Annotated in this window: 3 protein-coding genes and 1 pseudogene; all 4 read left to right on the top strand. The window is 50.6% G+C overall.

All coding sequences use genetic code 11. The annotated features are described in order from the left end of the window. Nucleotides 1-192 precede the first annotated feature (192 nt). On the top strand, nt 193-3,564 hold the full coding sequence (locus tag FPZ45_RS08320; RefSeq protein ID WP_144700195.1) for an S-layer homology domain-containing protein: 3,372 nt from the start codon (nt 193-195) through the stop codon (nt 3,562-3,564). 209 nt (nt 3,565-3,773) lie between these two features. Next, nucleotides 3,774-4,166: pseudogene (locus FPZ45_RS26010) on the top strand (hypothetical protein); the annotation flags it as partial. Between the two features lie 381 nt (nt 4,167-4,547). Further along, entirely contained in the window at nt 4,548-8,813 is a 4,266-nt protein-coding gene (locus FPZ45_RS08315) for an InlB B-repeat-containing protein (RefSeq protein WP_246120376.1), read from the top strand. 199 nt (nt 8,814-9,012) lie between these two features. After that, the coding region (locus tag FPZ45_RS08310; RefSeq protein ID WP_186438289.1) for an InlB B-repeat-containing protein at nt 9,013-11,312 on the top strand (2,300 nt) is incomplete at its 3' end.

Raw genomic sequence — 11,312 nt, 5'->3', positions numbered from 1 at the left:
TAGAGTAACTCTGCCGTAAATCTACGTTTCCCAGAACGCCGACCCTCATTAACCAATAAAATCCAATTTGTCATATGACAAAAGTCATGACAACGCTCACTAAAAGTCGTGGGCCGAATGGGCTATAGTGGGGAAATGTCCGGGATTCCGTCGAATGCCGGCATAGTCAGTGAGGACAAAGGAGACGTTTGAATGGGTTGGAAAAAAAGTTTAAGGAAGAGTCTTTTCGTATTTTTGTCATTCGCGTTGATCGCGAGTTGGGCTTCGGCTTGGGGGACAGGTTCGGCTCGGGCGGCCGATTCTTCATTCGGTCCGTTGGGACAACCGACCGAGCAGGTATTCGAAGGGACGCAAGTCGAGTTTGATGATAACGACGATGGTATATCTTACGATGCGGGTGAATTCGTTCCCGTTCCAATCGGATTCGATTTTGACTTCTATGGTGCGACCCATTCTTCTGTATACGCCACGACGAACGGTCTGCTGATGTTCGAGTATCCGAGTGATAGATGCTGCGCTGCGGGCGATACGCTGCCAATCGGGAATCCGGATCACTATATCACAGCTTTTTACGATGATCTGTACATGGGACCCGACAGCAAAGTCCTCTATCGGACAATAGGAGAAATCGGGGATCGGAAATTCATCATTCAATATACGAATATGAGGACTTATTGGAATAGAGACAACGAATCGTTCGGAACCTTTCAAGTCATACTTTACGAGAGGGACAACGAGATTCAATTCCAATATCCTTCTCTCGCGGATCTTCCGATTTACGGAGACACCGCGTTCGGTTCTAATGCCCTAATCGGCGTTCAAAGTCCGGATGGGGATTACTCTATTTACTCTCAAAAAGAGAAAAGCTTGACGGAGAAACAGGCGATTCGCTTTACTCACGATACGGATTCCCCGGGGCTATATGCCTTACCCGTGCCTGGAAACTATGAGCCTATCCTGTTGACGCATTCGATCGATACGGGTGCATCGATGAATCAGCCGGTAGACATCGTCGCAATCGGAACGGAGTTGTCCGATCCCGCTACTTGGGAAAACGGCAAATCAGAGGCTATACCTTTCGGGCAGGACTTCAAGTTTAAGCTTTACGGACATGAAGTCGACAGCGTTTACGCCACGACTAACGGAATGCTGTATTTGGGCAACGGAGGAATCATCACGCCTCATTTCGGCCTTTCATTGACAAAAAATAGCAGAGTTTTGCATGCGACGTTAGGGACTGCACCGAATCGGAAACTCGTCGTTCAATTCACGAATCTGATCGCGAACGACGTTCCGGTTGGGACCACCCAAGTCATTTTCAGCGAAACGACGAATGAAATTCAATTCCAATATCCGTATCTGGTCTCGTTGGATCCAAGCAATGGCGATCTCCCGTTCGGAAGCGGCGCGGTAATTGGCATACAGTGGTACGGTGCCGGAGGCGGAGGCACTACTTATTCTTATTACAAGAAAAGCTTGACCGAAAAGCAGGCCATTCGCTTTACGCCGGTTACGGCGGAACAACTGGAGTACACGATTACTAGGGAAGCCCAATACGAGCCGACTCTGCTGATCCCGGATTCGTTCCCGGCGCAGCCGACTCCGGTGAGTCCGGCGGACGGAGCGACCTCGTCGGCCATGGTCGACTTCGCATGGACGGGGGCGGGAGCGGGAGCGGGAGGTTATCTGCTTTTAGTCTCTGCGGATCGGCATTTTTATGCGGATACGATCGTCCTGCAAGAAGAGTTGGGGGATGAAAATACTTTCTCCTTGACCGATGTTAGTCTGTTGGAGGAAGGGACGCGGTATTACTGGAAGATCGTGTCCTTTAACGATAACGGACTTACCTTCTCGAATACGTATAGCTTCTACGTTTTTTCCAACCCGCCGGCTTCCGTCGTTACCGGCAGCGCAAGTTCGATTACGTCGCTGACGGCGACCGTGGGAGGCAGCGTCACCCCGAACGGTAACGCTTCGATCCAAGAGCGTGGAATTGTCTATTCCTTAAATGCGAATCCGACCATTAGCGATCTTAAAGCCGCAGCCGCGACGAACGGAGCGGGAGCTTATACGGTAAGCCTCTCGGGCCTTCAAGCGGATTCGAATTATCATGCGAGAGCCTATGCGACAAGCGACGGATATATTTTGTACGGACAAGACATTTCGTTTAGAACGCTCGGTTCTAACGCCAGCTTGAGCGCTTTGAGCCTAAGCGGCATTACGTTAAACGAATCCGTAAGCAGCGGCGTCTACGCCTATACGGCGAGCGTGCCGAATTCGGTATCAAGCACAAGGGTAACGGCGACGGTAAGTGAGGCGGTCTACGGCAGCATCCAGACGAGCGTCTACAACGCGGCGAATACGTTGACTTATGGACCTGTATCGCTGGCGAGCGGTCAGACGAGCGGCGATCTTCCGCTTAACGTAGGAGCCAATAGGATCGAAGTGATCGTGCTGGCGGGGGACGGCAGCGGAACGACCTATAATGTAACCGTCACGAGAGCCGCTGCGCCTATTGTTAATAATACTAGCGGCGGTGGCGGCGGAGTGAACACGGTCACCTCCAAGAACGGCAAGATCACTGTTCCGGTCGGCAGTGCCGGCGAAGTGAGTCTGGACGGAGATATCGAGATTAAGATTCCTGCCAAGGCTTCCAGCAAGCAACTGGAGCTGACGATCGAGAAGCTGCTTAGCACGCAAGGCTTGCTCGGTAACAAAGAGATTCTGGCAAGCGCGGTGTACGAAGTGCTGAAGAACTTCCCGGAAAACTTCGGCAAACCGGTTACACTGTCGTTGAAATTCGACGCATCGAAGGTGAAGAGCGGCCAAACCGTGGCCATCTTCTACTTCGATGAAGCGAAGAAGGTTTGGGTGAAGGTTGAAGGCGGCAGGATCCAGGGCGACCGCATCAGCGCGGAAGTCGACCACTTCACGAAGTTCGCGGTTCTCGTCGTGGACGAGAAGACGGGCAAGCCGGTAGCGGAGCAATCGACGACGGTTGAGACTCCGGAGACGACGATCGACGTGAAGTTGGGCGACATCGCCGGCCACTGGGCGGAAGCTAGCATCAAGGATGCCGTAAAGAAAGGCATCGTGAAAGGCTATACGGACGGGACGTTCAAGCCGAACGCGACGGTAACGCGGGCGGAGTTCGCGGTGATGTTGATCAATGCGCTCAAGCCTGCAGGAACGGGAGCCGAACTCCGCTTTGCGGACAATGCGAAGATCGGCGGATGGGCGCGCGAAGCGATTGCGCAAGCAGTGCAGGCAAGCATCATTAAAGGCTTCTCCGACGGCACGTTCCGTCCGAACGCGGAGCTGACTCGCGCCGAGATGGCGTCGATCGTGGCGAACGCGCTGAAGCTGACCGCAGAGAAAGGCGCTACAACAAGCTTCTCCGACGACAAGAGCATCCCGGCGTGGGCGAAGGGCGCAATTGCGGAGTTGACCAAACTCGGCATCATGCAAGGCAAGAGCGGAAACAAATTCGACGCTGTGGCTACGGCAACGAGAGCAGAAGCGGTCACGGTTCTGCTGAAGATGCTGGCGCAAGCGGGCAAGTAAATTTACGTCTAGATGTACAAGCAGGCTTGCCCTTAGGGCGGCCTGTTTTTTATTTTGCGAGAGATTCGTCCTATCCAATAAAATCCACTTTGTCACATGACAAAAGTGATGACAACGCTCACTACTCCTCATTGGGAAAATCTATTAATGTGTTAGCAGATGAATATCTTAGAGCAGTCAGATGCAGATCTACTAAAGGAGAAACGAATATGAATAATCATTATGGAGGGCATAGGATGAGAAGTTTCAGAAAATCGATGGCCTTATTAGTTGCAATGGTATTGCTGATGAGTGTGTGGGCTCCCTCGAAAAGCCAAGCGGCAGGGGGGAACGGGACTGATAATCTTTTTGACGTGTATTCCCACGGGGGTTATAGCATAGCAGGATTTGCAATAGACAGCCAAAATAACATTTATTTTTCATCTGGCCCTACGATTCAGAAGTTTGACCCGATTACGAGGACTGTGTCACATATCGCAGGCAAATATGGTGGTAGTGTATATAGCGGCACACCGGCTAAAGATGCAGATTTAGGTGTTCCCGGTGGATTAGCGATTGATAGTCTCGGTAATTTATATATCGCGGATAACGGTAGTCATCGTATTCTTAAGCTCACTTTTAATGGTGGTAACGATACGATCGAGAAGATTGCAGGGACTTATCAGAATGCCGTTGCTGTTTGTCAGAATGGTCCTGTGGCAAAAATCTCATATCCTTATGACTTAGCGATTGGAATGGAAGGTGGAGAAGAGATTTTATACATCTCAGGATATCCCAATTGCGTTCAATCATTGAATCTTAAAACTGGTCCTTCCACTAACTGGCCAGTAACGCTCGTCCTGGGTCCGGAATCTTTGAATAAACCGACAGGATTAGCTGTTGGTCCCAATAAAGATGTTTACATTGTCGATTCTGGGGATCGCACGGTTAAGCGTTATATTCCTTCAACCAAAGCTCTCACCGTGGTTGCGGGGGTAAGTGGATTGGAAGGAACTAGTCCATATTCGGGAGACGGCGAGCAGGCGAAAGCTGTTGCTTTAAAAAACCCAGTGGGCGTAGCGGTAGATAATACCGGAAATCTATATATTACCGATTCGGCGTATCACATGATCTTTAAGGTAAACACTAGCGGACAGATTAGCAGATTCGCGGGAACCGGAACGGCTGGAAAGGCTGGCAATGATGGTCCGGCGATTGACGCTCAATTGAATGCGCCTAAAGGATTGGAATTCGGAAGAAACGGTGAGCTCTACGTCATTTCTTCGCAGAATACGGAAATCAAGGTCGTTCAAAAGGGTTTTAAAGTCCTGTATAACGGAAACGGCAATACTGGAGGAAGTGCACCGGAGCCTAAAATTTATAATCACGGTACGGTGGTAAAGGCATCGGATAAAGGGAGTCTTGTAAGACAGAATTCTACTTTCGAAAGCTGGAATACTCAGGCGGATGGTAACGGAGCAACCTATAAGGCAGGAGATCAGCTGCTTGCGCCAGAGAGTACTTTGACGCTGTATGCTAAATGGAAACTCAACGAGTATTCGCTGAATTACGTCGAGGGGGCGGGTGGGACGATCACGGGCAACCTCTCCCAAGTTATTACTCATGGAGGAAGCGGAACTGCGGTAACCGCAAAAGCGAATACGGGATATGTTTTCGACAAGTGGTCTGACGGGAAGACGAACGCGACCCGTACCGACATTAACGTAACGGGTAATCTCAATTTTACTGCCCAGTTCAAGGAACTCAAATATAAGGTCACCTATAACGTTAACGGAGGTGTTGCAATACCCGCTGAAGATGTTGGGGTTAACAATTATGCTCCCAATCCGATACCTACTAGAGAGGGCCATACGTTCAAAGGTTGGTTCTCGAATGTCGGACTGACAGATGCAATAAATTTGTCGACCACGCCGATCGTAAAAGATACGACGGTATACGCGAAATGGGAAATTAACCAGTACATACTGAATTATGGGGCGGGTTCAAACGGAACGCTTACGGGGATCACGTATCAGAATGTGACTTACGGCGGCAATGGGACTGCTGTAACCGCAGTGCCGGATTTGGGCTATGCATTCGATAAATGGTCCGATGGTAAAACAGAAGCAACGCGTAGTGAAGTGAGCGTATCGAAAAATGTTGCCGTAACCGCAAGTTTCGTTAAATTGCATGACGTGTCTTTTGTTGTCAACGGGGGTACCTCGATTCCGCCACAGCAAGTTAAATACTATAGCAAAGTAGCGGTTCCGACGACAACAAGAGACGGCTATGAGTTAGTTGGCTGGTACTCGGACAATGCCATGACTATTCCGTTCGACCTTGCGAATAATTTAGTTTTAAGGGATCTCACTTTGTATGCCAAATGGAAGATTAAATCCTATACGTTAACCTACACGGCGGGACCAAATGGCAAGGTGAACGGTGCGCCATCCGTTACACAGAACGTGAATCATGGTGCAAACGGCCCGGTTGTAACGGCTGAGCCGGATCAGGGGTACGTGTTCGTCAAGTGGGACGATAACAAGGCGCAGGCTTCCCGTACAGATCTGAACGTGATGGCGAATATTAACGTTACTGCTATTTTTGATCTACTCAAATACAGGGTGAATTTCGAAAGTAACGGGGGCACGCCTATCGCTTATCAGGATGTCGTTGCGAACGGAACTGTCGTATTGCCGACGCCTCCCAGTAAAGCAGGCCATACTTTCGAGGGCTGGTATGCGGATATCGATCTGAAAAACGCATTTGTCGCATCTACGCCGATTACGAGTGCTAGGACCTTATACGCCAAATGGAAGATTATCCAATACACGCTGAACTATACGGCGGATGTAAACGGAACAGTTATCGGAAATGTGGCTCAGACCGTGGATTACGGTAATAACGGAACACCAGTAACTGCGGTGCCGAATTCCGGATATGCATTCGAGAAGTGGTCCGACGGAAACATCAACGCGACGCGAACGGACACGAATATCCCGGGGACTATCAATGTTACGGCGCAATTCGTTAAGCTGCACACCGTGACGTTTACGGTGGACGGAGGCGATCTAGTTCCGTCTCAGAGCGTAAAACACAATCAATTGGCAACGGTGCCGACGACAACGAAAGAAGGGTTCGGATTCGTGGGCTGGTTCTCGGACAGCGCGGGGATTAACGCGTTTGACATTGCGAACACGCCAATCACCGACGACATCACCTTGTATGCCAAGTGGGCGCTTAATACCTATACGTTGACCTATTCGACGGATGGAAACGGAATTATAGAAGGCATAGCCTCACAACTGAACATGGGTTACGGAACGGATGGAACCGAGGTTACGGCAAAACCGAATCCGGGTTACATTTTCTTGAGATGGGATGATGGTAAGACAGAGGCTACCCGCAAAGATACGAATGTAACGGGTGATATCGATGCTAAGGCTCTCTTTTCCAAGCTGCACACGGTTAACTTCGTAACCGATGGCGGAAGCCCGATTGACGGTCAAATCGTAATGGACAACAAGTTTGCCGATGCGTCGGTAACGACGAAGGATGGATTTACTTTTGCGGGCTGGTACTTGGAGCCGACGTTGGACACGCTGTTTAACATTGTGAATACTCCGATTACCGCAGATACGATCCTGTACGCGAAGTGGGTCATTCTGCCACCGGGCGCGCCGGCTCTACAATCGGCAATCCCTGGAGACGGAACGGTAACGATTGAATGGACAAGCGTCGCACATGCCGACGACTATCAAGTATTCATGAGTTCGACATCCGGCAATTATGATCCGCAGTCGGCCGTCTCCGTGACGGGTTCGGTTTACAGCTATCAGGCGACAGGTTTGACGAACGGCACGACTTACTACTTTATCGTGAAGGCGATCAATGCCGGCGGCGGCATCGCTTCGAATGAAGTGAGCGCGACGCCGAGAACCGTACCGGGGGCACCGACGGACGTCGTTGCGACGGCAGGAAACGGTCAAGCTACGATTAGCTTTAAGGAACCGACGAATTCGGGAGGCAGCCCGATCACCGGATATAAAGTGATCTCTTCAATAGGTAATCTGTCGGTTACGGGACCCGCGAGTCCGATTACGATAAGTGGTTTAACTAACGGTACTTCCTATACGTTTACTGTTGAAGCGATCAATATCGCGGGGAACGGTATCGCATCGATCATATCGAATGCGGTAACGCCGACAGCACCTATCGCTCCACCAGCTGGCGGCGGAGGTGGCGGAGTCAGCCCGGTCACCTCCTATAACGGCAAGATTACGATTCCAATCGGCAATGCGGGCGTAGTGAGCTTGGGTAACGAAATCGAGATCGCGATTCCGTCCAATGCTTCCAGCAAGCAATTGGAGCTGACGATCGAGAAATTACTGAATACGCAGGGATTAATGGTAAACAAAGAAGTACTAGCGAGTACAGTCTACGAGGTGCTGAAGAATTTCCCGGAAAACTTCGGCAAGCCGGTCACGTTGACGTTGAAATTCGATGCTACGAAAATAAAGAACGGCCAAACGGTCGAGATCTTCTATTTTGACGAAGCGAAGAAGGTATGGGTGAAGGTGGAAGGCGGCAAAATTAACGGCGACCGAATTAGCGTCAATGTCGACCATTTTACGAAATTTGCCGTGTTGGTCGTAGATGCAAAAACTGGACTTCCAGTAACGGAAGGGGTCGCGACAGCGCCGGAAACTACGGAGACGCCTACGAACGACGTGAAACTCAGCGACATCGCCGGGCACTGGGCGGCAGCGAACATTCGTGAAGCTGTGAAGCAGGGCATCGTTCAAGGCTACGCGGACGGCACGTTTAAGCCGAACGCGACGGTTACGCGCGCGGAGTTCGCGGTAATGTTGATCAATGCGTTGAAACCTGCAAGCACGGGAGCTGAACTCCGCTTTGCGGACAATGTGAAGATCGGCGGATGGGCGCGCGAAGCCATTGCGCAAGCGGTGCAGGAGAACATCATTAAAGGCTTCTCCGATGGCACATTCCGTCCAAGCGCGAACCTGACGCGCGCCGAGATGGCGTCGATCGTGGCGAATGCGCTGAAGCTAGCCGCAGAGAAAGGCACTGCCACAAGCTTCTCCGACGACAAGAGTATCCCGACGTGGGCGAAGGGATCGATTGCAGAGTTGACCAAACTCGGAATCATGCAGGGCAAGAGCGGCAACAAGTTCGACGCCGCAGCTACGGCGACGAGAGCGGAAGCGGTCACGATTCTGCTGAAGATGCTGGCGCATGCGGGTAAGTAAATTTACGTCTGGATGTACAGGCAGGCTGCCCTTTGGGCGGCCTGTTTTCATTTTTCGAGAGATTGCTCCAAAAATAACCACTTTGTCACATGACAAAAGTGATGACAACGCTCACTACAAAGCCTTAATAAAAACGACTACATTGATTGGAGCGGGTGCTAAATCATTTACAAACGAAAGCAATAGGAGGAGTTAACAATTGGATAGACGTTTCGAAAGCACGAAAAAGAATATCACGAGAAGAATAGCTGCGGTTGTTATCGCAACGATGATGCTGCTTCAAGGATGGTTTCCGTCGCAGGCTTACGCGGCTGCGGGGAACGGCCCCAATATCTTTACGGTCGTGACGGCTAAGTTCAATTCTCCGACGGGTGTCGGTGGCGTGGCGGTGGCCGGCAATACGGTGTTCTATACGCAACACCACTCTAATTTTAACGGTTGCATTAAAAGTAATGCTGCTTTTTTCAACGGACAGTGCGGCGGGGGCGCTAATAATGCCGAATTTATTTCTCCGCAAGCGATGATAGCGAGCAACGACGGTAGATATCTCTATGTTGTCGATTCGTATCCTAGAAATCAAGTCAAAAGAATTAACCTGAGCACTGAACAGGTTTCATTGGTCGCGGGTAACGGTACGACCGCTTATTCAGGAGACGGCGGACCTGCGACAAGTGCGGGGTTAAATCCGAGAGCGATCGCGTTGGATAGCTTGGGAAATCTCTATATCGCGGAATTTGAAGGCCACCGAATCAGGAAAGTCGACATCGACAGCAATGGAAATATTGGAAATATCAGTACGGTAGCAGGTAACGGCAGTGACAGTGTTAGTATACCTGTTGATGGAGTAGATGCGATAAGCACTCCGATAGCTTATCCGCAGGCTATTGCCTTGGTCGGCAATGATCTTTATATCGTGGCAGGTATCACTTACAACACTAGACTTTATAAAGTATCCGGAGGCAAAATATTCAACGAATGGGATATAATTAGTACAGTGTCCGGTCTAGCGGCAGACTCCGCAGGGAATATTTATGTCACAAACAATCATAGAATCCTCAAACGCGATACGAACGGAAATATCAGCAACATTGCGGGTACCTTTAATTCACCGGGCACGGACGGAGACAACGGTCCTGCGGTAGATGCAAAATTGAGTAATCCTACACATATCGCAATTAATGAGTCGAATGGGAAAGTCAAAATTTATTTTACGGAAGCTGGAACGAAGAGTGTACGAGTGATTCAGGAAGGCTATAAGGTGACCTACAATAAAAATGAGACGGGGGGCGCTGATGAGATTTCGAATATCTATGACTTGGATGATTCGGTTAGTGCCCAAGTCAGTAGCTTTATCAAAGCCGGCCACACCTTTGACAGCTGGAATACGCAAGCGGATGGTTTAGGCGTCACCTACAAGCCTGGCGACGCGTTGCCTAAGGAAACGGCGACTTTGTATGCGCAATGGACGGTTGATAGCTATACGCTGACGTATACGGCAGGCTCGAACGGGATAATCGACGGGCAGTTGTCGCAAAACGTTACCTATGGCGCGAACGGCGGCACCGTAACGGCGATCCCGAATCCGGGATACGGCTTCGCGGGATGGAGCGACGGCAAGGCGGAAGCGACGCGTACGGATCTTAACGTGACAAGCGGGCTTAGCGTTACGGCGAACTTTGCTCCTGTGTATACGGTAAGCTTCGATAGCAATGGTGGCAGCGCAGTTCAGGACGTAAACGTAATTGAAAATCGTCAGGTTGCAGCTCCGACAGCGACCCGAGAGGGACACACTTTTGTCGGCTGGTATAAGGATTTGGCTTCGACAACCCCGTTTAATTTCAGTACGGCCATTACCGCGAATACTTCCTTGATTGCGAAATGGGACATTAACAGCTATACGTTGACCTATATCGCGGGCACGAATGGGTCGATCAGCGGAAATCAAACGCAGACCGTTACTTATGGATCGGATGGAACCGAGGTGACGGCGGTACCAAATACGGGCTTCGGCTTTGCCGGATGGAACGATGGCAAGACGGAAGCGACTCGCACCGATCTGAACGTTTCGAACCATCTTAACGTTACGGCAAACTTCGGTCCGATCAATACAGTAAGCTTCGATAGTAACGGGGGCAGCGCGGTTCAACCTCTAAGCGTTGTCGAAAATACTTTTGCAACAGCACCGACGGAGCCGACGCTTGACGGATTTACTTTTGCGGGCTGGTACACGGACACGGGGCTGAAAGACCGATTTGATTTTGCAACGACTCCGATCACCGGGAGCATAACGCTCTATGCGAAATGGACGATGCTTCCGCCGGGCGCGCCGGCTCTACAATCGGCAATCCCTGGAGACGGAACGGTAACGATTCAATGGACAAGCGTCGCACATGCCGACGACTATCAAGTATTCATGAGTTCGACATCCGGCAATTATGATCCGCAGTCGGCCGTCTCCGTGACGGGTTCGGTTTACAGCTATCAGGCGACAGGTTTGAT

It is taken from the genome of Cohnella terricola (assembly GCF_007786475.1).
GTDB lineage: Bacteria > Bacillota > Bacilli > Paenibacillales > Paenibacillaceae > Cohnella > Cohnella terricola.
The sequence above is the reverse complement of the archived record's forward strand: the minus strand, read 5'-3'. Positions and strand labels throughout refer to the sequence as shown.

Excerpts from the sequence above, each read along its gene's own strand:
- FPZ45_RS08320 (WP_144700195.1), top strand. The coding sequence starts at position 193 with ATGGGTTGGAAAAAAAGTTTAAGGAAGAGTCTTTTCGTATTTTTGTCA.